The 21,152-nt window shown below is 71.4% G+C and carries 22 protein-coding genes; 15 read left to right on the top strand and 7 right to left on the bottom strand.

Going from position 1 to position 21,152, the window contains the following annotated elements:
- The first annotated feature begins 34 nt into the window (after positions 1-34).
- Positions 35-883 (top strand): helix-turn-helix domain-containing protein, encoded by an 849-nt coding sequence (locus ACF1CT_RS09050; protein ID WP_391783131.1) that lies wholly within the window; start codon positions 35-37, stop codon positions 881-883.
- On the top strand, positions 843-1,109 hold the full coding sequence (locus ACF1CT_RS09045) for a DUF397 domain-containing protein (RefSeq protein WP_391783130.1): 267 nt from the start codon (positions 843-845) through the stop codon (positions 1,107-1,109). The genes ACF1CT_RS09050 and ACF1CT_RS09045 overlap by 41 nt, the downstream gene beginning before the upstream one ends.
- 251 nt (positions 1,110-1,360) lie before the next feature.
- Here ACF1CT_RS09045 and ACF1CT_RS09040 read toward each other — a convergent pair whose 3' ends face one another.
- A complete protein-coding gene (locus ACF1CT_RS09040; RefSeq protein ID WP_391783129.1) occupies positions 1,361-2,020 on the bottom strand; it encodes a pirin family protein in 660 nt (219 codons plus the stop codon).
- Between the two features lie 148 nt (positions 2,021-2,168).
- Between ACF1CT_RS09040 and ACF1CT_RS09035 the strand changes: the two genes are divergently transcribed.
- The 5 genes from ACF1CT_RS09035 (at position 2,169) to fabF (ending at position 7,068) form a co-directional block, all read left to right on the top strand.
- On the top strand, positions 2,169-3,368 hold the full coding sequence (locus ACF1CT_RS09035; RefSeq protein WP_391783128.1) for a PucR family transcriptional regulator: 1,200 nt from the start codon (positions 2,169-2,171) through the stop codon (positions 3,366-3,368).
- Positions 3,369-3,457: 89 nt separating this feature from the next.
- A complete protein-coding gene (locus ACF1CT_RS09030) occupies positions 3,458-4,372 on the top strand; it encodes an ACP S-malonyltransferase (protein ID WP_391783127.1) in 915 nt (304 codons plus the stop codon).
- A gap of 13 nt (positions 4,373-4,385) precedes the next feature.
- Positions 4,386-5,417, top strand: a complete 1,032-nt coding sequence (locus ACF1CT_RS09025; protein WP_391783126.1) for a ketoacyl-ACP synthase III — start codon at positions 4,386-4,388, stop codon at positions 5,415-5,417.
- A gap of 63 nt (positions 5,418-5,480) precedes the next feature.
- A complete protein-coding gene (locus tag ACF1CT_RS09020; protein WP_030925892.1) occupies positions 5,481-5,729 on the top strand; it encodes an acyl carrier protein in 249 nt (82 codons plus the stop codon).
- 76 nt (positions 5,730-5,805) lie between these two features.
- On the top strand, positions 5,806-7,068 hold the full coding sequence (fabF, locus tag ACF1CT_RS09015) for a beta-ketoacyl-ACP synthase II (RefSeq protein WP_391783125.1): 1,263 nt from the start codon (positions 5,806-5,808) through the stop codon (positions 7,066-7,068).
- 112 nt (positions 7,069-7,180) lie between these two features.
- On the opposite strand, the gene ACF1CT_RS09010 is transcribed toward fabF, so the two are convergent.
- The gene (locus ACF1CT_RS09010; protein WP_391783124.1) at positions 7,181-7,675 is read right to left on the bottom strand and encodes a DUF3145 domain-containing protein; all 495 of its coding nucleotides are present in this window, start codon (positions 7,673-7,675) and stop codon (positions 7,181-7,183) included.
- A gap of 328 nt (positions 7,676-8,003) precedes the next feature.
- On the opposite strand from ACF1CT_RS09010, the gene ACF1CT_RS09005 reads away from it, so the two are divergent.
- The 4 genes from ACF1CT_RS09005 to ACF1CT_RS08990 all read left to right on the top strand — a co-directional run bounded on the left by ACF1CT_RS09005 (position 8,004) and on the right by ACF1CT_RS08990 (position 10,525).
- Entirely contained in the window at positions 8,004-8,918 is a 915-nt protein-coding gene (locus tag ACF1CT_RS09005; protein WP_391783123.1) for an SGNH/GDSL hydrolase family protein, read from the top strand.
- A gap of 24 nt (positions 8,919-8,942) precedes the next feature.
- Positions 8,943-9,947: an aldose epimerase family protein gene (locus tag ACF1CT_RS09000; RefSeq protein ID WP_391783122.1), complete on the top strand. Its 1,005-nt coding sequence runs from the start codon at positions 8,943-8,945 to the stop codon at positions 9,945-9,947.
- A 72-nt stretch (positions 9,948-10,019) separates the two neighbouring features.
- A complete protein-coding gene (locus ACF1CT_RS08995; RefSeq protein ID WP_391783121.1) occupies positions 10,020-10,319 on the top strand; it encodes a transposase in 300 nt (99 codons plus the stop codon).
- Positions 10,316-10,525, top strand: coding sequence for a hypothetical protein (locus ACF1CT_RS08990; RefSeq protein WP_391783120.1), 210 nt, complete (start codon positions 10,316-10,318; stop codon positions 10,523-10,525). The genes ACF1CT_RS08995 and ACF1CT_RS08990 overlap by 4 nt, the downstream gene beginning before the upstream one ends.
- Before the next feature lie 190 nt (positions 10,526-10,715).
- Here ACF1CT_RS08990 and ACF1CT_RS08985 read toward each other — a convergent pair whose 3' ends face one another.
- Positions 10,716-11,609 (bottom strand): NADP-dependent oxidoreductase, encoded by an 894-nt coding sequence (locus ACF1CT_RS08985; RefSeq protein ID WP_391783119.1) that lies wholly within the window; start codon positions 11,607-11,609, stop codon positions 10,716-10,718.
- A gap of 70 nt (positions 11,610-11,679) precedes the next feature.
- Here ACF1CT_RS08985 and ACF1CT_RS08980 point away from each other — a divergent pair, with 70 nt between their 5' ends.
- Entirely contained in the window at positions 11,680-12,279 is a 600-nt protein-coding gene (locus ACF1CT_RS08980; protein ID WP_391783118.1) for a TetR/AcrR family transcriptional regulator, read from the top strand.
- A gap of 179 nt (positions 12,280-12,458) precedes the next feature.
- Here ACF1CT_RS08980 and ACF1CT_RS08975 read toward each other — a convergent pair whose 3' ends face one another.
- Complete coding sequence (locus tag ACF1CT_RS08975; RefSeq protein WP_391783117.1) at positions 12,459-14,987, bottom strand: glycoside hydrolase family 3 protein; 2,529 nt, start codon at positions 14,985-14,987, stop codon at positions 12,459-12,461.
- 162 nt (positions 14,988-15,149) lie between these two features.
- On the opposite strand from ACF1CT_RS08975, the gene ACF1CT_RS08970 reads away from it, so the two are divergent.
- Together ACF1CT_RS08970 and ACF1CT_RS08965 are read left to right on the top strand one after the other, a co-directional pair.
- Positions 15,150-15,806, top strand: coding sequence for a TetR/AcrR family transcriptional regulator (locus tag ACF1CT_RS08970; RefSeq protein ID WP_391783116.1), 657 nt, complete (start codon positions 15,150-15,152; stop codon positions 15,804-15,806).
- 111 nt (positions 15,807-15,917) lie between these two features.
- On the top strand, positions 15,918-17,897 hold the full coding sequence (locus tag ACF1CT_RS08965; RefSeq protein ID WP_391783115.1) for a flavin monoamine oxidase family protein: 1,980 nt from the start codon (positions 15,918-15,920) through the stop codon (positions 17,895-17,897).
- Positions 17,898-17,949: 52 nt separating this feature from the next.
- Here ACF1CT_RS08965 and ACF1CT_RS08960 read toward each other — a convergent pair whose 3' ends face one another.
- From ACF1CT_RS08960 to ACF1CT_RS08950, 3 genes are all read right to left on the bottom strand, one after another.
- Positions 17,950-18,894, bottom strand: coding sequence for an EI24 domain-containing protein (locus tag ACF1CT_RS08960; protein WP_391783114.1), 945 nt, complete (start codon positions 18,892-18,894; stop codon positions 17,950-17,952).
- A gap of 109 nt (positions 18,895-19,003) precedes the next feature.
- Entirely contained in the window at positions 19,004-19,432 is a 429-nt protein-coding gene (locus ACF1CT_RS08955; protein ID WP_391783113.1) for an organic hydroperoxide resistance protein, read from the bottom strand.
- An 88-nt stretch (positions 19,433-19,520) separates the two neighbouring features.
- Positions 19,521-20,540, bottom strand: coding sequence for an NADP-dependent oxidoreductase (locus ACF1CT_RS08950; RefSeq protein WP_391783112.1), 1,020 nt, complete (start codon positions 20,538-20,540; stop codon positions 19,521-19,523).
- 149 nt (positions 20,541-20,689) lie between these two features.
- Between ACF1CT_RS08950 and ACF1CT_RS08945 the strand changes: the two genes are divergently transcribed.
- Positions 20,690-21,145: a MarR family winged helix-turn-helix transcriptional regulator gene (locus tag ACF1CT_RS08945; protein WP_391783111.1), complete on the top strand. Its 456-nt coding sequence runs from the start codon at positions 20,690-20,692 to the stop codon at positions 21,143-21,145.
- Positions 21,146-21,152: the final 7 nt, after the last annotated feature.

Raw genomic sequence — 21,152 nt, 5'->3', positions numbered from 1 at the left:
CCGTGAGGCGTTGAACGCCGGAGGTGCCCCCACCGTGGCCAACATCCAGACACTCGACCCCAGCGCGTCCCCGTTGGACTACTACGGCTGGGAGTTGCGCCGCCTGAGAGAGGCGAACAACCTCAATCAGACGGAGCTCGGCAGGTGCATCTTCTGCACGGGCTCGCTGATCGGCCAGATCGAGACGACGAGGAAGGTGCCCACCCGTGATTTCTCGGAGCGGGTGGACGCGGCGCTCGGGACGGACGGGCTGTTCTCCCGGCTGATCGGACTGGTGCTGCGCAGCCAGTTGCCGAACTGGTTCCAGCCGTACGCGGAGATGGAGTCGAGCGCCACGTACATCTCCACGTACCAGGCGCAGTTGGTGTATGGGCTGTTGCAGACGGAAGCGTACGCGCGGGCCGTTCTGGCGACCGGTATGCCGGAGGATCTCGACGGCCAGGTGGCGGCCCGGATGGAGCGTCAGCGGATCCTGGAGCGGGAACGGCCGCCGCTCGCCTGGGCGGTGCTCGACGAGGCGGTGCTGCACCGGCCGATCGGGGGTCACGAGGTCATGCGGAAGCAACTCCAGCGCCTGTTGGACGTGGTCGGCCATCGCTGGATGCAGATCCAGGTGCTTCCCTTCGCGGCCGGTGAACATGCAAGTCTCGCCGGGTCGTTCACCACGATGCGCTTCGATGACGACCCGGACATCGTCTACACGGAGGACGTCATCTCCGGTCACATGACGGCCAGCCCCGACACCGTCAGGGAGGCCGCGCTCCGTTACGCTCGACTGCAGGCCGCCGCCCTCTCCGTCGAGGAATCCGCGGCCCTGATCACCCGCGTGATGGAGGAGCGTTATGGAGACCGGTTCCGAGCTGAAGAACGCGTGGTGGCGTAAGTCCAGCTACAGCGGCAACACCGGCGGCGAATGCGTCGAGTGCACCGTCACCGGCGGCGCGGCCTGGCGCAAGTCCAGCTACAGCGGCAGCACCGGGGGGGAGTGCGTCGAGGTGGTCGACGGGCTGCCGTGCGCCGTGCCCGTGCGCGACAGCAAGAACCCGGACGGCCCCGTCCTGACCATCGGGGCCCGCGCCTGGCAGTCCTTCGTGGACGGGCTGCGCTGAGGCGGGCACGAAGGCCGGACGACCGGAAGGCCGAAGGCCCGAAAGAACAAGGTCCGAAAGAACACTGAACACAGAACGCGGAACGCAGGTGCTCGGGACGGCCGGTGGTCGCCCCGAGCACCTGTCCGCATGGGGTGCGGCGGCATGCGCCCCTGCCCCGTCACCGAGGGGGATCTCCGCTGCCGGGACCGTTCGGACCCGAAGGTCCGGAAGATCTGGAAGGAAATCCGGAAGTCGCCGAGTTCTGGAAGTTACCGGAGTTCCCAGACCAGCAGCTCGGCGCCGTCCCGCGCCAGCAGCTCCGGCGCCCGCTCGCCGCTGATCCGCAGGGCGTCGCCCGCCGTCAGTTCCTCGCCCGCGTCGCCGATCCGTACGCGTCCGGCCACGACGTGGACGTACACCCGGTCCGCGTCCGGGAGCGCCACCCGCTCGCCCCCGGCCGGGCGGCGGACGTGGAGCGTCGCGCCCGCCGCCGGGAGCGGGTACGGGGTGGAGTCGGCGAGGGCGGGGACGATCGTGTACGCGGGCTCGCCGCCCGGTTCCAGCGGGGCCAGCCACATCTGGACGAACGTCAACGGACGGGAGTCGTCGTTGCGTTCGACGTGACGCACACCGGCGGCGGCGCTCAGGTGCTGGAGGTCGCCCGCACGCACGGTCGTGGCGTGACCGGCCGAGTCGCGGTGGGTCAGCTCGCCCTCGACGACCCAGGTGACGATCTCCGTGTGGCTGTGCGGGTGTTCGTCGAAACCCGACCCCGGAGCGAGCCGTTCCTCGTTGCAGGCCATGACCGGGCCGAAGCGGAGGTTGTCGGGGTCGTAGAAGGTGCCGAACGAGAACGCGTGCAGGGACACGATGCCTGTCGCGTCGTCCCCGCCCCGGAATCGGTCCTCGGAACGCTGTACGGAAATCACCCGCACACGGTAGCCCGGCGCGCGCCTCGCACCGGCCACCTCGTCGTCGGCCCGCCCCCTCCCGCTCCCCCGGGTCGTTACCGGGCGGTACGACCCGCCGCTGCCCCGGCCCGTCGCGCCGGTGGCCGGATAGGGCAGTCTTGTGTCCGTGTCCCGACCCGATCCTGAGCAGCCCGCTGCGCACGACGCCCACCTGCACGCCGCGACCCTGAAGCGGCTGGAGCAGTCCTCCGGCCGACTGGCCGCCAACGCGATCGCCCGCATGGACGAGACGCTGCCGTGGTACCGGGCGATGCCCCCGGAGAACCGGTCCTGGATCGGCCTGGTCGCCCAGGCCGGCATCGCGGCGTTCACCGAGTGGTTCCGGCACCCGGAGACCCCGCAGGCGATCTCCACCGACGTGTTCGGCACGGCTCCGCGCGAGCTGACCCGGGCGATCACCCTGCGGCAGACCGTCGAGATGGTGCGCACCACGATCGAGGTCATGGAGGCGGCGATCGAGGAGGTCGCGGCGCCCGGCGACGCGTCGGCGCTGCGCGAGGCGCTGCTCGTCTACGCGCGGGAGATCGCCTTCGCGACCGCCCAGGTGTACGCGCAGGCCGCCGAGGCGCGTGGCGCCTGGGACGCCCGGCTGGAATCGCTGGTGGTCAACGCGGTGCTGTCCGGCGAGGCGGACGAGGGGGCGGTGTCGCGGGCCGCGGCGCTCGGCTGGAACTCCCCCGAGCACGTCTGCGTGGTGCTCGGCACCGCGCCGGACGGCGACAGCGAACTGACCGTGGAGGCGATCCGGCGGGCCGCCCGGCACGCCAAGCTCCAGGTCCTGACCGGGGTGCTCGGCCACCGTCTGGTGGTCATCGCGGGCGGCAGCGACAACCCGTTGCGGGTGGCGAAGGCGCTGATCGGCCCGTACGCGGCGGGCCCGGTCGTCGCCGGGCCGGTGGTGCCCGACCTGCTGGCGGCCACCAGGTCCGCGCAGGCGGCGGCGGCCGGGCTGAAGGCGTGCTGTGCCTGGCAGGACGCCCCGCGCCCGGTGCTCGCCGACGATCTGCTCCCGGAGCGCGCCATGGCGGGCGACCCCGCCGCGCGGGAGCAGTTGGTGGAGGAGATCTACAGACCGTTGGAGGAGGCGGGGTCCGCACTGCTGGAAACGCTCAGTGTGTATCTGGAGCAGGCGAGCAGCCTGGAGGGCGCGGCGCGGATGCTGTTCGTCCACCCGAACACCGTGCGCTACCGGCTGCGACGTGTGACAGACGTCACCGGGTGGTCGCCGTCGGACGTCCGCTCGGCGTTCACGCTGCGAATCGCCCTGATCCTGGGGCGCCTGGCCGCTGGGGATACCCGGTCCTAGACTTTTGTGGAACGTCAACAATTCCCCCTACGGTTCTTCGTCCCTGTCCCCACGGGCGTTCCGGACCGTTCGCAAGAGAGAGTGTGAGAGTGCTCGTACTCGTCGCTCCCGGCCAAGGCGCTCAGACGCCCGGCTTCCTGACCCCCTGGCTCGACCTCCCCGGCGCCGCCGACCGCATCGCGGCCTGGTCCGAGGCCATCGGGCTCGACCTCGTCCACTACGGCACGAAGGCCGACGCGGAGGAGATCCGCGACACCGCGGTGGCGCAGCCGCTGCTGGTCGCCGCCGGTCTGCTCTCGGCTGCCGCGCTCGACGCGACGCCGGACATCGTCGCAGGTCACAGCGTGGGTGAGATCACGGCCGCCGCTCTTGCCGGGGTCGTCGGCGACGAGCCGGCACTGCGTCTCGTACGAGCCCGCGGGCTCGCCATGGCGGAAGCCGCGGCGGTCACCGAGACCGGGATGGCGGCGCTGCTCGGCGGCGACCCGGAGGTCACGGTTCCGCACCTGGAGCGGCTCGGTCTGACCGCGGCGAACGTCAACGGGGGCGGCCAGATCGTCGCCGCCGGCACCGCCGAGCAGATCACCGCGCTGACCGAGGACAAGCCCGAGGGGGTGCGCCGGGTGGTGCCTCTCAAGGTCGCCGGTGCCTTCCACACGCGCCACATGGCGCCCGCCGTGGAACGGCTGCGCGAGGCCGCGCTGGAGCTGAAGATCAGCGATCCGTCCGTGACCTATGTCTCGAACGCCGACGGGAAGGCCGTCGCCACCGGCGACGAGGTGGTTTCCCGGCTGGTCGGCCAGGTGGCCAACCCGGTGCGCTGGGACCTGTGCATGGAGACCTTCAAGGAGATGGGCGTCACCGCGCTCATCGAGGCGTGCCCCGGCGGCACCCTCACGGGTCTCGCGAAGCGGGCCATGCCCGGCGTACAGACCCTCGCGATCAAGACCCCCGACGACCTCGACGCGGCCCGCGCGCTCATCATCGAGCACGCGGGTGCCTAAGGAGCCCGAGAGCATGTCGAAGATCAAGCCCGCCCAAGGCGCCCCGTACGCCCGGATCATGGGCGTCGGCGGCTACCGTCCGACGCGGGTCGTGCCCAACGAGGTGATCCTCGAAAAGATCGACTCGTCCGACGAGTGGATCCGCTCGCGTTCCGGCATCGCCACCCGCCACTGGGCGAACGACGAGGAGACCGTCTCCGCGATGTCGGTCGAGGCGTCCGGCAAGGCCATCGCCGACGCCGGGATCCGCCCCGACCAGATCGGCGCCGTGGTCGTCTCCACCGTCTCGCACTTCGCGCAGACGCCCGCGATCGCCACCGAGATCGCCGACAAGCTGGGCACCGACAGGGCCGCCGCGTTCGACATCTCGGCGGGCTGTGCCGGCTTCGGTTACGGGCTGACCCTCGCCAAGGGCATGATCGTCGAGGGCTCGGCCGAGTACGTCCTGGTCATCGGCGTGGAACGGCTGTCCGACCTGACCGACCTGGAGGACCGTGCGACGGCCTTCCTGTTCGGTGACGGTGCCGGTGCTGTCGTCGTCGGCCCCTCGAAGGTTCCGGCCATCGGCCCGACCGTGTGGGGTTCCGAGGGCGACAAGTCCGGCACGATCAAGCAGACCGTGCCGTGGGACGCGTTCCGCGGCGGCGACGTGTCGCAACTGCCGCTCGACTCCGAGGGCAACGTCAAGTTCCCGGCCATCACGCAGGAGGGCCAGGCGGTCTTCCGCTGGGCCGTCTTCGAGATGGCGAAGGTCGCCCAGCAGGCGCTGGACGCGGCCGGGATCGCCCCGGAAGACCTGGACGTCTTCATTCCGCACCAGGCAAACATGCGGATCATCGACTCGATGGTGAAGACCCTCAAGCTGCCGGAGCACGTCACGGTCGCCCGTGACGTGGAGACCACCGGCAACACCTCCGCCGCCTCGATTCCGCTCGCGATGGAGCGGCTCCTGGCGACCGGTCAGGCCAAGAGCGGGGACACCGCGCTCGTCATCGGCTTCGGGGCGGGTCTCGTGTACGCCGCGACGGTCGTTACCCTCCCCTAGACACACCAGGCCATTCGGCCCGGACGTCCGAACCCTGCAGATAAACACCGAAGGAGCGCCAACATGGCCGCCACTCAGGAAGAGATCGTCAACGGTCTCGCCGAGATCGTCAACGAGATCGCCGGTATCCCGGTCGAGGACGTCCAGCTGGACAAGTCCTTCACCGACGACCTGGACGTCGACTCGCTGTCCATGGTCGAGGTCGTCGTCGCCGCCGAGGAGCGCTTCGACGTGAAGATCCCCGACGAGGACGTCAAGAACCTCAAGACCGTCGGCGATGCTGCCGACTACATCCTCAAGCACCAGGCCTGATCGGCCGGCTCCTGTGTCGCCACCCGGCGGTGGCGCCGCTGATTCACGACCCTCTACACGTGGAGAAGATTTTCCAGTGAGCTCGACCAATTGCACCGTGGTCGTCACCGGTATCGGCGCAACCACTCCGCTGGGTGGCGACTCGGCGTCGACCTGGGAAGGTCTGATGGCCGGTCGTTCCGGCGTCAAGCCCCTCCAGGGCGAACGTTTCGCCGAGCTTCCCGTCCGGATCGCGGCCCTCGCGGCCGTCGACCCGGGCGAGGTACTCCCCCGTCCGCTCGCCCGCAAGCTGGACCGCTCGGCGCAGTTCGCGCTGATCGCGGCCCGCGAGGCGTGGGCGGACGCCGGTTACACCGGCAAGGCCGGTGAGGACAGCGCGGTCCGGCCCGACCGGCTGGGCACGGTCATCGCCTCCGGCATCGGCGGCGTGACCACCCTGCTCGACCAGTACGACGTGCTGAAGGAGAAGGGCGTACGCCGCGTCTCCCCGCACACCGTGCCCATGCTCATGCCCAACGGCCCGGCGGCCAACGTCGGCCTGGAGGTCAACGCCCAGGCCGGTGTGCACACCCCGGTCTCCGCCTGCGCCTCCGGCGCCGAGGCGATCGGCTACGCCGTCGAGATGATCCGCACGGGTCGCGCCGACGTGGTCCTCGCCGGTGGCACCGAGGCGGCGATCCACCCGCTGCCGATCGCCGCGTTCGCCAACATGATGGCGATGTCCAAGAACAACGAGGACCCCGAGAAGGCCTCCCGCCCGTACGACACCGGTCGTGACGGCTTCGTGCTCGGCGAGGGTGCCGGCGTGGTCGTCCTGGAGTCGGCGGAGCACGCCGCCGCGCGCGGTGCGAAGGTCTACTGCGAGGTGCTGGGCCAGGGCCTGTCCGCGGACGCCCACCACATCGCGCAGCCCGAGCCGAGCGGTCGCGGCATCGCCACCGCGCTGCAGAACCTGCTGGACCAGACGGATCTCAAGCCGTCCGAAGTCGTGCACCTCAACGCGCACGCCACGTCGACGCCGCAGGGCGACGTCGCGGAACTGAAGGCGCTGCGCAAGGTCCTCGGCGACGACCTCGACCACGTGGCGATCTCCGCGACGAAGTCGATGACCGGTCACCTCCTGGGCGGCGCGGGCGGCGTGGAGACCGTCGCGACGGTCCTGGCGCTGCACCACCGGATGGCCCCGCCGACGACCAACGTGGAGAACCTCGACCCGGAGGTGGAGGCGGACATCGTGCGCGACGCGCCGCGTCCGCTGCCCGAGGGCCCCGTCGCCGCGATCAACAACTCGTTCGGGTTCGGCGGCCACAACGTGGTCCTGGCGTTCCGCAGCGTCTGATCCGCGGGACGGGGGCCTGCGCCCCGGTCCGTCACGACGGACGAAGCCCGTCTCCCCGTGGGGAGACGGGCTTCGTCCGTCCGTCGTGCGGGCGCCCGGGCGGCGCCGCCCGTCACACCACCTGGTGCAGCCAGCGCACCGGCGCGCCCTCGCCGGCGTGCCGGAAGGACTCCAGCTCGTCGTCCCACGGCTTGCCGAGCAGCTTGGCGATCTCGGCCGCCAGGTCCGTCTCGCCCCGGGAGGACCGTGCGAGTGCCGCGCGGAGCCGGTCCTCGGGCACCAGGATGTCGCCGTGCATGCCGGTGACCGCGTGGAAAATACCCAGTTCGGGTGTGGAGCTGTAACGCTCGCCCTCCGACGTGGGGCTCGGCTCCGCCGTCACCTCGAAGCGCAGCAGATCCCAGCCGCGCAGCGCGGAGGCCAGTTTCGACGCGGTGCCCGGCCGGGCCTGCCAGGAGAACTCGGACCGCCAGGTGCCGGGGGCGGCGGGCTGCCTGATCCAGTCGAGCTGCACCCGCACACCGAGAACACCCCCCACCGCCCATTCGACATGGGGACAGAGCGCGCGCGGCGCGGAGTGAACGTACAGAACTCCACGTGTCGTCACCGGGACCTCCAGTGTGGGACGAAGTTCGCCTTCCCCAGCGGTCTCGCGCCCGTACCGTCGTTTCTCGGCCGGATCCCGAGGTTGTCATCAGTAAACAGCATCGGGGCGAATCTCCTGAAAAGGGACAGTATGTGACGTGATGTGATGTACGGAAAGCCACCCGAGTGGAGCCGGGCGAGGAAACGCACCGTTGGTTCGACGAGGAAAAGCTACCGCGCGGCGGCACCGGTGGTGTGACGTACGGTCGGTCCTGGGCACATCATTCGTCCGTCTTTCATACCGCTGTGCCGCCGGGGAATGCCGGGGGCACAACCGAGGGGACCATGGCATGCGGGATCGTTCCGTCCGACGTCGTTCGCGGATCGCGGCTGGCCTCACGGCGGTCGCCCTGCTGGGGTCAGCCGCCCTCGTCGGCTGCGACTCCGACCGGGACGGGACGACGAAGGGTTCGGCGGCCGGGCAGCGGAAGCCGTCCGCGGCGGCCGGTCCGGTCTGGAACCGCGGCCCGAAGTCGGTGGCCGCCGTCGGGGACTCCATCACCCGCGGCTTCGACGCCTGCTCGGTGCTGGCGGACTGTCCGGAGGTCTCGTGGGCCACCGGTACGGACGCCCAGGTGCGCAGTCTCGCGGTACGACTGCTCGGTGAGTCGGGAGCCGCCGCGCACAGTTGGAACCACGCGGTGACGGGCGCCAGGATGGCGCAGCTTCCGGAGCAGATGGCGCGGGCCGCGAAGGAGAAGCCGGATCTGGTCACGGTGATGATCGGGGCCAACGACGCCTGCCGGGATTCGGTCCGGTACATGACGCCGGTGGCCGATTTCCGTTCCTCGTTCGAGACGGCGATGCGGCAGTTGCGGGCCGGTGCACCCAAGGCGCAGGTGTACGTGTCGAGCGTGCCGGACCTCATGCGGCTCTGGTCGACGGGGCGGGACAAGGAACTGGTCAGGCAGATCTGGAAGCTGGGGATCTGCACGTCGATGCTGGGCGACGCGGACGACATGGGCGCGCAGGCCGTGGCCCGGCGCGCCTCGGTGCAGAAGCGCGTCGAGGAGTACAACGCGGTGCTCCGGGACGTCTGCGCCAAGGACGCACGCTGCCGCTACGACGGAGGGGCGGTCCACGACTTCCCGTTCATCGGCGCACAGCTCAGCCAGTGGGACTGGTTCCATCCGGGGCGGGAGGGGCAGGCCCGGCTGGCGGAGATCGCGTACCGCAACGTCACGGCGACGAAACCTCCGGCCTGAGAGCCTGCCGTAGAGTTTGTGATCATGGACACGAGTTCGAGCACGGTCGTACGTGCGGAGGAGTTCGGCACGTCGGCGGACGGCGCCGCGGTGCACCGCTGGACGCTGGAGCGGGCCGGTACGCGGGTGCGGGTGCTGACGTACGGCGGCGTCGTGCAGTCGGTCGAGGTTCCGGACCGGGACGGGACGCGCGCCGGGGTGGCGCTGGGGCTGCCGGACCTCGCCGGGTACGAGGCGTTCCCCGGCCCGTACTTCGGCGCCGTGGTCGGGCGGTACGCGAACCGGATCGGCGGGGCGCGTTTCGAACTGGACGGGCGCGCGCACCGGCTCACGCCCAACGAGGGGCGCAATCAGGTGCACGGCGGCGCCCGGGGCTTCGACAAGCGCGTCTGGCGGGCGCGTGAGGCCCCGGGAGGGGTGGAACTGTCCCTGGTCTCCCGGGACGGCGAGGAGGGCTTCCCGGGGCGCCTGGAGGTGTCCGTGGCGTACACCCTGGACGAGGGCGGGGCGCTGCGGATCGGGTACCGGGCGGTGACGGACGCCCCGACGGTACTGAACCTCACCAACCACACGTACTGGAACCTCGCGGGCACGGGAGGCGGCGCGCTGGGCCAGGTGCTGCGGATCGCGGCCGGGCGGATCACCCCGGTGGACGCCGAGTCGCTGCCGACGGGCGCGTTCCTGCCGGTGGACGGGTCGCGGTTCGACTTCCGGGAGCCGAGGCCGGTCGGGCCGGGCTACGACCACAACTTCGTTCTGGACGGGGCCGGTGCGGCGGGGGCGGGTCCGGACGCCGAGCTGTACGACCCGGGGGCGGGGCGGGTGCTGACCGTCACCACGACGGAGCCGGGGATGCAGCTGTACACGGCGGACCACTTCGACGGGCGGCCGTTCGGACCGTGCGCCGGGATCGCGCTGGAGACCCAGCACTTCCCGGACTCCCCGAACCGGCCCGGCTTCCCGAGCACGGTGCTGCGGCCGGGCGAGGAGTTCGTCTCGACGACGGTGTACGGGTTCGGGGTGCGCTGACGGCCTGAAGCTTCCCCTTGATCGTGGACACCTGGAGACTGGGACCTGAGGTTCCAGAGGAAGTAGCACCAGGTGGGAAGCAAGTACACGAGGTGGTACACCGAGGAGTTCAGGCGGGACGCGATCGCGCTCGTCGGCTCCTCGGGCGAGACGGTCACCGCCGTCGCCCGGGAACTCGGCATCAGCTCCGAGTCCCTGCGCGGCTGGTACCGCAAGGCCAGGGCAGACCGGGGCGAGGGCGCCCCCGGCGAGCTGACCGGCGCCGAGCGCGAGGAATTGCGACGGCTGCGCAAGGAGAACCGTGAACAGCAGCAGACGATCGAGATCCTGAAAAAAGCGACCGCCTTCTTCGTGAAGGAGAACGACCGGTGAGCGGGCTGTACCGGTTCATCCATGCGGAGAAGGCGAACTGCCCGACCGTTCTGCTTTGCCGGGTGCTGCACGTGGCCCGCTCCTCCTCCTACGCCTGGCGCGATGGCGAGGCCGCCCGCCAAAGGCGCCAGGCGGCCGACGACGCGCTCGCGCACGAGATCTCCGCGCTGCACATCGCCTCCCGAAAGACCTGGGCGAGCGTCTGAGCCTCCTCCTCCGGTTTCAGGCCCTCGCCCTCCCCATCGAATTGGCGCCGCATACGAGTTCACGGGTCGCCCCCGACGCAGCACCCATGCCCTGCGGCTCCGCGCCGGCCGCCGCCGCGCGATGCGGGCTGACCAGTCCCAGGGCCGGCATCGTCCTCAACTTCTGCGTGGGAACGACGCTCAGTCGCTTTCAGACGACCAGGACCCGGCGCCCGCGCGTGTGACCGGTCTGGCTGTCGATGTGTGCCGCCATGGCCTCGGCGAGCGGATACGACTTCTCGACTGGGATGCGGAGCTTTCCCCGCGAGATGAGGCCGACGGCCTCGGCGAGCGCTTCCGGCACGCTCCCGGCCACGCCGGAGAATCGGACACCGAACTCGGACGTGGCGAGATCGGCGATGGAGATCACCCTCTGCGGATCCCCGGTCAGCTCGACGAGCTCGCGGATCACGCCCGAGCCGGCCAGATCGAGAGCCGCGTCGACATCGCCCAGCCGCCGCACCCGCTCGACCCAGCCTTCGCCGTACGTCGTGGCGAGGGCACCCAGGCTGCGCAGGTAGTCCTGGTTCGCGTCTCCGGCGGTGCCGATCACCGTGATCCCGCGGTCGCGGGCGATCTGCAGCACCGCCGATCCGACTCCTCCGGACGCACCGCTGACCAGCAGCGTCTGCCCGGCCTGCACGCCGACCTCGCGGATGATGCGCAGCGCGGTCTCCACCACGGAGGGGTACCCGGCCGCCTCTTCGAACGTCAGTCTCTCGGGCATGCGGGCCCAGGCCGACAGCACGGCGAACTCGGCATAGGTGCTCGTGCCTTCGCCGAACACGTGGTCGCCGACCTCGATCCCTTCGACGCCCTGACCGACCTCGTCCACCACCCCGGAGGCGTCCAGTCCGACTCCGGAGGGCAACTCGATCGGATGGGCCTTGAGGATCTGGCCTTCGCGGATCCTCCAGTCGACGGGGTTCACGCCGGCCGCCCGCACGGCGATGCGTACCTGGCCCGGGCCCGCGTGGGGCTCCTCGGCGTCGACGAGTCGCAGGACGTCAGGACCGCCGAACTCGGCAAAGCTCACTTTCTTCATGCCGTCGACCATAACCCTAACGGTTAGCATTTAACAACGGTTCCACCTTTGGATCTGATAGCGTCAGGGCATGACCGTGCCGTCCGGGAGACGCGAACGCAAGAAGGCCGAGACCCGCCAGAAGATCGCCGACACCGCCCTGCGACTCTTCCTGGAACGCGGGTACGACACGGTGGGCATCCGCGACGTGGCCGCCGAAGCCGACGTCGCCGTCACCACGGTCTTCTCCCACTTCGCCTCGAAGGAGGCCCTGGTCTTCGAGCAGGACCAGGACTTCGAGCAACGCCTCACCCAGGCGGTCACCAGCCGGGCACCGCACGAGCCGCTCCTCCCCGCGCTACGCCGCGAGATCCAGGCCCTGGTGCGACATTGCACGGCGGACGGCGCCGCTCCGATCTGGCGCATGATCGACGAATCACCCGCCCTGCGCGAGTACGAGGAGTCGATGAGGCTGCGCCATGCGGAGTCGCTGGCGACGGCCATCGCCGCCGATCCCGACCTGTCACAGACCACTACGGCCTGCCGGACGATCGCGAGGTTCGTGATCGACGCCTACTCCCTGGCCCGTGACGCGGCCGAACCGCAGAGCGCGGTGGACGAGATCTTCCAGATGATCGAGGCCGCCTGGGCCGTCACCTGCCCCTCAAAGAACTCCACCGGCACGGCCTGACCCAGGCCAGGACTCGGCCCCGCCCGGCGCCGTCCCGCCGAACCCCAACGGCAGAGCAAAGGGGCCTGGAGCCGGTACGCCACCGACGATCACCCGCGGTCACCATCCGGCCGGACACCGGGACGAACTGACGGCAGTTGGATAGGAGAGCCCACCAGCATCAGCCCCCGAATACGGGATTACGGGACGTCCGCCGCCCGGACGTCCACGACCGCCGTCAGGCGCACGTCGTCGACGGAACGGGCCGCCCGCACCTCGTACGTGCCGGGGAGGAACCGCCAGCCGTACGCCTCCTCGTCCCAGATCTCGTAGGCGCGCCGCTCGATCCGGATCTCCGCCCGGACGCTCTCGCCGGGCCCCGCCTCGACACGGGCGAAGCCGGCCAGCCGCCGGGCGGGACGGTCGGCGGCGGCGTCGCGCGGCGCCAGGTAGAGCTGGACGGTCTCGGCGCCGGGGCGGGTGCCGGTGTTGCGGAGGTGGACGGTGGCGCCGTCGGGGCCCGCGTCGATCCCCTCGTACTCCCAGGTGGTGTAGCCCAGGCCGTGGCCGAACGGGTACGCGGGCGCGGTGCCGGCCCGCTCCCAGGCCGGGTAGCCGACGAAGACGCCCTCGTCGTAGGAGAGTTTCCCGTCGGTGGGGGTGGTGTTCGAGACGGGGACGTCGGCGAGCGCGACCGGCCAGGTGGTGGGCAGCCGACCGCCCGGTTCCTCGGCGCCGAGGAGTACGTCGGCGAGGGCGTGGCCCGCCTCCTGGCCCGGGAACCAGCCGAGCAGCACCGCCGCGACCTCCTCGCGCCACGGGAGTTCCACCGGGGAGCCGGAGTTGACGACGACGACGGTGTTCGGGTTGACCGCGGCGACGGCCCGGACCAGATCGTCCTGGTGGCCGGGGAGCGCGAGGCCGGTGCGGTCGAAGCCCTCGGACTCGACGCGTTCGGTGGTGCCGACGACGACGATCGCAATGTCCGCGTCGCGGGCCGCGTCGACGGCCTCGGCGATCAGTTCCGCCGGGTCGCGGCGGGGGCCGAGGTGGCACAGGGCGAACGAGACGCCGAGGACGGGCGCGTCGTCGCCCAGGGTCTCCGGGACCTGGCGCAGCGAGACCTCGACGGGCTCGCCCGCGGCGAGCGTGATCCGGCCGCGCTCCAGCGGGTTGCCGAAGAACGCCTCGCCGGGGTCGGCGGAGACGACCCGGTGGATCTCGTCGTACAGCGTCTCGCCCGCGACGGCGAGGGTGAGTTCGCCGGTGCCGCGGGTGCCGAAGACGTGCTCGCCGCTGTCGCGCGGGACGAAGGTGCCGGTGATCTCGACGCTGTGCAGGTTCGCGCGGGTGACGCCCTCGGGGAGGTCGTCGCCGATCCACTGGAGGGTGCCGTCGTGCAGCGGGGCCGAGCCGATGACGGTGCCGGAGGCGTCGCGGCAGACGGCCCTGAGGCCGAAGCCCTTTCCGGCGGGGACGAGTTCGTCGTTCGGGTCGGCACCGACGCGGTAGTCGAGGACGCCGTCCGGGAGGGCGGCGGCGAGGCCGTCCAGCGGGGTGACGACGTGGTGCGGGAAGACCTGGGCGGAGCCGCCGCCGAGGACCCGGGCGTCCCGGGCGAGCGCGCCGCTGAGCGCCACCCTGCGCACGGCCGCCGGGTCGATGGGCAGCGCGGCAGGGGTCTCGCCCGTGGTGTGGTCCCCGCTGTCCTCCGTCCGCCCGGCGGGTTCGTTGCGCACCAGGACGAAGGAGCGTCGGGCGATCTCCCGGGCCAGCGCGTCGCCGTCGACGGTCGCGGGGTGGCCGGCCGGGTCGACGACGGGCGGGGCGCCATCCAGGACGCCGACCCGGGCGGCGAGCCGGAGCACGTTGCGCACGGCCCCGTCGACGACGGACTCCTCCACCTCGCCGGCCCGTACGGCGTCGGCGAGGGCCTTCCCGTAGACCGTCTTCGGGCCCGGCATGGCCACGTCGAGCCCGCCGAGGGCGGCGCCGACGGTGGAACGGGCGGCCAGCCAGTCGGAGACGACGAAGCCGTCGAAGCCCCATTCGCCGCGCAGCACCGCGTTCTGGAGGTAGCGGTGCTCGGTCATGGTGGGGCCGTTGACCCGGTTGTAGGCGGACATGATGCCCCACGGGCGGGCGTTGCGGACGATCCGCTCGAACGGGGCGAGGTAGATCTCGCGCAGGGCTCGCGGGGCGACGACGTTGTCGACGGTGAAGCGGTCGGTCTCGGCGTCGTTGGCGACGAAGTGCTTGACGGTCGTGCCGACGCCGCCGTCCTGCACGCCGCGCACGTAGCCGGTGCCGATCTCGCCGGTGAGGTACGGGTCCTCGCTGTATGTCTCGAAGTGGCGCCCGCCGAGCGGGGACCGGTGGAGGTTGACGGTCGGGGCGAGGAGGACGTGCACGCCCTTGCGGCGGGCCTCCTGGGCGAGCAGCCGCCCGGCCCGGCGGGCCAGGGCCGGATCCCAGGTCGCGGCGAGCGCGGTCGGCGAGGGCAGCGCGACGGACGGGTCGTCGGCGCTCCAGGCGACTCCGCGGACGCCGATGGGCCCGTCGGACATCACCAGGGAGCGCAGGCCGACGGCGGGCAGCGCCGGCAGCGACCACATGTCCTGACCGGCCAGCAGCCGGGCCTTGTCGTCGAGCCCGAGGGCGGCCAGCGCCTTCTCGACAGCGGCCTCACGGGCCGCATCGGGGTGGGTGGATGTGGACGCGTCCGCCACGGCCGTTCCTCCTCGTGTGTGTCCTGCACTGCTGCTTCCGATGTCTCCCATCGTCACCCCGATACCGGTTGAACGGTAGGTTTCGTTACCATCTCGTGATATTTGGGGATGGCGTACGGTCCTCGGAACGGGGCGGACTCAGCATCGAGAGGGGCCGGGACGATGGCGCGGGCCAGGAGCGCGGAACGGCGGGCGGAGATTCTCCGGGCCACGTTCGAGGTGATCGCCGAGCGCGGCTACCGCGGCGCCTCGCTGAACGCCGTCGCCGAGCGGGTCGGCCTCAGTCAGCAGGGGCTGCTGCACCACTTCCCGACGAAGGAGGCGCTGCTGGTCGCCGTGCTGGAGGAGCGCGACCAGTGGGACACCGGCGGCGGCAGCCGGGGCGAGCGCACCTGGCGGACCGATCTGCTCGGCTCGCTGGTGGAGTACAACGCGATGCGGCCCGGCATCGTCCAGACGTTCTCGGCGCTGCTCGGCGAGAGCGTGACGGAGGGGCACCCCGCCCGGGAGTTCTTCACCCGCCGCTACACCCAGGTCCGGGCGAGCATGACGGCGACCCTGCGCGCGGAGCACGGCGAACGGCTGCCGGGCGGACTGACCCCCGAGCGTGCGGCCCCTCTGCTGGTGGCGGTGATGGACGGGTTGCAGTACCAGTGGCTGCTGGACCCGGAGGCGGTGGACATGCCCGCCGCGTTCCAGGACTTCCTGGCCCTCCTGCGGCCTGCGGAACCGGGCGCCGGGCAGGGACCGGCGGGAGCCGACGCCGAGCGGAGACCGGCGGGAGCGGACGCCGAGCAGCGCCCCGGGCCCACGAACTGACGGTCAAGTCGTCAGTACAGGAAGGCCGTTGGGACCACCTGCGGGTGATTTCCCTACGGTCTACGCGCGTTCGGGCGAGGGTCTCGCACCGGGCGGGCCAGGGTGGGCCGCATGACTTCCGAGCCCACCGGGTCCTCCTCTCCCTCCACATCCTCCTCGTCCTCCTCCGGTCCGCCCTCCCGCCGCTCCCTGATCGCGGGTGCCGCCGCCGGTGCCGCCGCGCTCGCCACGGCCGCGGCCGGTCCCGCGAGTGCCGCCGCTCCGTTCGTCGTCGGCTCCGCGCCCTCCGCCGCCGCTCCCGCGCCCACGGCCGCCGGATCGGACTGGGAGACCTGTCTGGACATCGCCCGCGCCATCCTCGTGCGCGACGAGCACGACCGGCCCCTGGTCCCGTACTACAAGGAAGTCCTCCTGTCCAAGGGCCTTCCGCGCGGACGCAAGGCACCCAAGAAGGTCCTTGTCGTCGGCGCGGGCCCGGCCGGGCTGACCGCCGCCCACCTGCTCCACAGGGCCGGGCACGAGGTCACCGTGATCGAGGCCAACGGCAACCGCGTCGGCGGCCGTATCAAAACGTTCCGCCGGGGCGGCCACGAGCACGCGAAGGCACCGTTCGCCGACCCGAAGCAGTACGCCGAGGCGGGCGCGATGCGCATCCCCGACAGCCACCCGCTGGTCACCGGGCTGATCGACAGCCTCGACCTGAAGCGCCGCCCCTTCCACCTCGTCGATGTCGACGCCGAGGGCCGCCCGGTCAACCACACCTGGATCCACGTCAACGGCCTCCGGATGCGCAGGGCCGACTACGCGGCGAAACCGCGGGCGGTCAACCGGTCGTTCGGTGTCCCCGCCGCGTACGAGGACAAGCCCGCCGCCACGATCGTGCGGGAGGCGTTCGCGCCGGTGCGCAAGGAGTTCGAGGGCAAGGAGGGCCGCGCACTCGTCGAGGGCTGGGCCCGGGTCATCCAGCGGTACGGACACTGGTCGATGTACCGCTTCCTCACCGAGGCGGCCAAGCTCGACGAACGCACCATCGACCTCGTCGGCACGATCGAGAACCTCACCTCACGGCTCCATCTCGCCTTCGTGCACAGCTTCATCGGGGCCTCGCTGATCAGCCCGGACACGGCGTTCTTCGAACTGCCGGGCGGCACCGCGACGCTCGCCGACCGGATGTACGAGCGGGTCAAGGGCCTGGTGCGCCTCGACCGCCGGGCCACCCGGATCAGTTACGGGAAGAACGGGGTCCGGGTCGAGACGATCTCCGAGGGCGGCGACGGCAAGCCGCTGGTCCGGGAGACGTTCACCGGCGACCGGGCGATCATCACCGTGCCGTTCTCCGGGCTGCGCCACATCCCCGTCTCCCCGCTGCTCTCGTACGGCAAGCGGCGCGCGATCACCGAGATCCACTACGACGCGGCGACCAAGGTGCTGCTCGAATTCAGCCGCCGCTGGTGGGAGTTCGAGGAGAAGGACTGGAAGGCCGAGCTGAACAGGATCAGGCCCGGCCTCTACGACGCCTACCGCAAGGGCAGGGCCCCGGCCGACGGTTCGCTGCTGGGCGCCCACCCGTCGGTGCCGTCCGGTCATCTCCCGCCCAACCAGCGGGTGCACTACGCGGCGTACCGGGCCACCGCCCGCGACCAGCCCGAGGCGGCGCACGTCATCGGCGGCGGATCGGCCACCGACAACCCCAACCGCTTCATGTTCCAGCCCTCCCACCCGGTCGAGGGCAGCGCGGGCGGCGTCGTCCTCGCCTCGTACAGCTGGTCCGACGACGCGCTGAAGTGGGACTCGCTGGACGACGACGAGCGCTACCCGCACGCCCTGGGCGGCGTCCAGGACGTGTACGGGCAGCGGATCGAGGTCTTCTACACCGGCGTCGGCGCGACCCAGTCGTGGATGCGCGACCCGTACGCGTACGGCGAGGCGTCGGTGCTGCTGCCGGGCCAGCACACGGAACTGTTCGCCGATGTGCGTTCGGTCGAGGGGCCGCTGCACTTCGCGGGCTGCCACACCTCGATCAAACCGGCCTGGATCGAGGGGGCCCTGGAGTCGGCGGTCAGGACGGCGCTGGAGGTGCACAGCGGCTGACCGGGCCGCGCCGGAACCGCGCCCGCGCCGCCCTCCCGGTGGCGCGGGCGGCTCAGCGCCTGCCAGGGGTGTGCGGGGCGGGCGCGGGGGCCGTCTCCGCACGGTCGGCCGTCGCCGCCCCGTCCGCGCCGCTCCCGGCGCTGTCCGCGCCCCCGTCGCCGTCCGCGTTCCTTCCGTTCCCGGAGTCCCCGTCGCCGTTCCCGTTCCTTCCGTTCCCGTTCCTTCCGTTCCCGGCACCGCCGGCCGCGTCCTCGTCCTCGTCGGGTGCCACCAGGTCGCGGACCAGCAGGGTGGCCCCGGCGACGGCGCCCGGCATCAGGAAGACGGCGACGAACGGGACGAGGAAGACAAGTCCCAGCGGCACGCCGAAGCCGAGGACCAGCATGCGGCGCCCGCGCAGCAGGGCGAGCCGGTCCTTGAGCACCATGCCGCGCCGCTGGAGCGCGACGGCGGTGAGTTCCTCGGAGAGGAAGTAGCCGGTGACGCAGAAACCGATCACCGGGACGACGGTCTGCCCGACGACCGGAACGAACCCGAGGGCGAACAGCAGCAGCGAGTACAGCCCCACCCGCGCCAGGACCCGGACGCTGTCGACGGTGGAGATCCACAGGTCCCGCCAGAGCGGCAGCCCGGACTCGGGGACCTCGCCGCCCTCCGTGCGGTCGACTTCCTCGGACAGCGACTCGTAGAACGGCTGGCCGACCAGCAGTGTCACGGCGGTGAACGTGATCACGGCGAGGAAGAGGCCGAGGCCGAAGAGCAGCACGGTCAGGGTGGTGCGCAGCAGTGCGGACCACGGCGAGGACCAGTCGTCGGCGAACGGCGTCGCCCACACCACCAGGTCGTCGGCGCCGTAGCCGAGACCGACGAGCGCGGCCGCGTACACGACGAGGGTGATGAGGCCGGGCAGCAGTCCGAATCCGAACCAGCGGCCGTGTCGGCCCACCCACCGCTGACCGGCCACCAGGTATCCGAAACCCACCCCGAGATCGCGCATGGCGTCAGCGTACTGGCGCCCGGGCGGAGGCCCGGACGGCCGAGGGCCGCACCCCCCGTCCGGCGGGTACGGCCCTCGGTCGTCGCGTGCGGTGCGGCGGCGTCGCAGGTCAGGCGACCGACAGCGCCACCTTGATGTTGCCGCGCGTGGCGTTCGAGTACGGGCACACCTGGTGGGCCTTCTCGACGAGCGCGCGCGCCGTGGCGGTGTCGACGTTCGGGATGGACGCGGTGATCGCGACCTCCAGGCCGAAGCCGCCCTCGGGGGTCTTGCCGATGGAGACGGCGGCGGTCACCGTGGAACCGGAGATGTCGGCCTTCTCCTGCCGGGCCACGACACCGAGGGCGCCCTGGAAGCATGCGCTGTATCCGGCGGCGAACAACTGCTCGGGGTTGGTGCCCGCGCCGCTTCCGCCCATGGACTTGGGCGGGTTGACGACGACGTCGAGGTTGCCGTCGTCGGACGAGACCCGGCCGTCACGGCCGTTCTCGGCAGTGGCGACGGCGGTGTAGAGGACGTTGATGTCCTGAATGGTCATGCTGAGGATTCCTCCTGCTGTGCGCCGCGACTCGCGCCCACGATCGCGGCGGCCCGGACGTGAGCCTATCGGTGCGCCAACGCGCCTGTCAGGTGAGGGAAACGATCATTTTCCCGGTGTTCTCGCCGTGCAGCAGGCCGAGGAAGGCGTCGAAGCCGTTCTCGATGCCCTCGACGACGGTCTCGCGGTACTTCAGCTCGCCGGAGCCCAGCCAGCCGGCCACGTCCCGGACGAACTGCGGCTGGAGCGCCGCGTGGTCGCCGACCAGCATGCCCTCGATGCGCAGCCGCTTGCCGATGACCAGGGCGAGGTTGCGCGGGGCGGGGGTCGGCTCGGTGGCGTTGTACTGGGCGATCATGCCGCACACCGTCACCCGGCCGTGCAGCTTCAGTGAGGAGATCGCCGCTTCGAGGTGCTCGCCGCCGACATTGTCGAAGTAGACGTCGATGCCGTCGGGGGCCGCCTCGCGCAGCTGCTCGGCGACGGGGCCGTTCTTGTAGTTGAACGCCGCGTCGAAGCCGTACTCCTCCACGAGGAGCCGGACCTTCTCGTCGGACCCGGCCGAGCCGATGACCCGCGAGGCGCCCTTGATCCTCGCCATCTGCCCGACCTGGCTGCCCACCGCACCCGCCGCGCCGGACACGAACACGGCGTCGCCGGCCTTGAACGAGGCGACCTCGAAGAGGCCCGCGTACGCGGTGAGACCGGTCATGCCGAGCACGCCGAGGTAGGCGGACAGCGGGGCGAGCGAGCTGTCGACCTTCACCGCGCGCTTGGCCGGGACCTCGGCGTACTCCCGCCAGCCGAGGCCGTGCATCACGTGGTCGCCGACCGCGATGCCGTCCGCGTTCGAGGCGATGACCTCGCCGACCGCCCCTCCGTCCATCGGGCGGTCGAGCTCGAAGGGCGGGGTGTACGACTTCACGTCGTTCATCCGTCCCCGCATGTACGGGTCGACCGAGAAGTACAGGTTGCGCACCAGGACGCGGCCCTCGCCGGGAGCGGTGACCGGGGCCTCGCGCAGTGCGAGGTCCTCGGCCTTCGGCCAGCCGTGGGGGCGGGCGACGAGGTGCCATTCACGGCCGGACGTGGGAAGTGCTGCGGACATGGGCTCGGGATCTCCTCAATGCCTCACGGAGTGGGGGAAACTTCGCCCCCGGCCCGCGAGGGCCGACGAGGGCGAAGATGTTTCACAACATGAAACAACCATGCGCCTGAATATTTCATGTTGTCAAGCAACCGGCTATCCTGGGTCCCATGGCCACCACCCGTTCAGACCCTCTGACCCTCGAAGTCGTCGAGCTCATCGGCACCGTCGTGGCGCGCTACTACGAGGAGTACGACGAGGCGGCGGCAGCCCACTCCCTCACCGGGGCCCAGGCTCGGGTCCTCGGGCTGCTCTCCCTGGAGCCGATGCCGATGCGCCGGATCGCCCAGAAGCTGAAGTGCGAGCCGTCGAACGTCACCGGCATCGTCGACCGGCTGGAGGCGCGCGGCCTGGTGGAGCGCAGGCCGGATCCGGCCGACCGCCGGGTGAAGCTGGCCGCCCCGACGGAGAGGGGCGCCCGGACGGCGCGGCAGTTGCGCGATTCGCTCACCTTCGCGCGCGAGCCCCTCGCCGAGCTGTCGGACGCGGAGCGCGCGGCGCTGCGGGACCTGCTGCGGCGGATGCTCGGGGAGCCGGCGGCCCCGGGCGGCGACGCGCGGGCGTGACGGCCGG

The organism is Streptomyces sp. NPDC014734 (assembly GCF_043083325.1).
In the GTDB taxonomy this organism is placed as follows: Bacteria; Actinomycetota; Actinomycetes; order Streptomycetales; family Streptomycetaceae; genus Streptomyces.
The sequence above is the reverse complement of the archived record's forward strand: the minus strand, read 5'-3'. Positions and strand labels throughout refer to the sequence as shown.

Coding starts and splice junctions, on each gene's coding strand:
- ACF1CT_RS09020 (WP_030925892.1), top strand. CDS start 5,481: ATGGCCGCCACTCAGGAAGAGATCGTCAACGGTCTCGCCGAGATCGTC.
- ACF1CT_RS08960 (WP_391783114.1), bottom strand. CDS start 18,894: ATGCGCGATCTCGGGGTGGGTTTCGGATACCTGGTGGCCGGTCAGCGG.
- ACF1CT_RS08955 (WP_391783113.1), bottom strand. CDS start 19,432: ATGACCATTCAGGACATCAACGTCCTCTACACCGCCGTCGCCACTGCC.
- ACF1CT_RS09005 (WP_391783123.1), top strand. CDS start 8,004: ATGCGGGATCGTTCCGTCCGACGTCGTTCGCGGATCGCGGCTGGCCTC.
- ACF1CT_RS08985 (WP_391783119.1), bottom strand. CDS start 11,609: ATGAAGAAAGTGAGCTTTGCCGAGTTCGGCGGTCCTGACGTCCTGCGA.
- ACF1CT_RS08950 (WP_391783112.1), bottom strand. CDS start 20,540: ATGTCCGCAGCACTTCCCACGTCCGGCCGTGAATGGCACCTCGTCGCC.
- ACF1CT_RS08970 (WP_391783116.1), top strand. CDS start 15,150: ATGGCGCGGGCCAGGAGCGCGGAACGGCGGGCGGAGATTCTCCGGGCC.
- ACF1CT_RS08965 (WP_391783115.1), top strand. CDS start 15,918: ATGACTTCCGAGCCCACCGGGTCCTCCTCTCCCTCCACATCCTCCTCG.
- ACF1CT_RS09000 (WP_391783122.1), top strand. CDS start 8,943: ATGGACACGAGTTCGAGCACGGTCGTACGTGCGGAGGAGTTCGGCACG.
- ACF1CT_RS09045 (WP_391783130.1), top strand. CDS start 843: ATGGAGACCGGTTCCGAGCTGAAGAACGCGTGGTGGCGTAAGTCCAGC.
- ACF1CT_RS08980 (WP_391783118.1), top strand. CDS start 11,680: ATGACCGTGCCGTCCGGGAGACGCGAACGCAAGAAGGCCGAGACCCGC.
- ACF1CT_RS08945 (WP_391783111.1), top strand. CDS start 20,690: ATGGCCACCACCCGTTCAGACCCTCTGACCCTCGAAGTCGTCGAGCTC.
- ACF1CT_RS09025 (WP_391783126.1), top strand. CDS start 4,386: ATGTCGAAGATCAAGCCCGCCCAAGGCGCCCCGTACGCCCGGATCATG.